Annotated in this window: 1 protein-coding gene; it reads right to left on the bottom strand. The window is 47.8% G+C overall.

Going from position 1 to position 228, the window contains the following annotated elements:
* Positions 1–16: 16 nt before the first annotated feature.
* On the bottom strand, positions 17–228 hold a 212-nt coding region (locus AOA60_RS33165; RefSeq protein ID WP_218240445.1), incomplete at its 5' end, for a hypothetical protein.

The following is a 228-nucleotide window of genomic DNA, read 5'->3' as shown; positions in this document are numbered from 1 at the left end:
AGTTTGTATAAATGACTTAAATGATCAAGGCGTAGCCCAAGGTGGGATCGTGGATACGACGGATGGCCGTTGGTATGCCATGCTGTTTCAAGATTCTGGTTCCGTCGGTCGGTGACCCTGGCTGATCCCAGTTACTTGGAACGATGGTTGGCCTGTTTTTGGCGATAATGGCGTGATTCCAGAAGAGATTCCAATGCCAGTTAGTGATGCCCCTTCGGAAAAATATAT

Origin of the sequence: Pseudomonas sp. 2822-17 (assembly GCF_002742485.1) — a bacterium.
GTDB classification, from domain to species: domain Bacteria; phylum Pseudomonadota; class Gammaproteobacteria; order Pseudomonadales; family Pseudomonadaceae; genus Aquipseudomonas; species Aquipseudomonas cyclaminis.
This window is presented reverse-complemented; position numbering and strand designations above follow the sequence as displayed.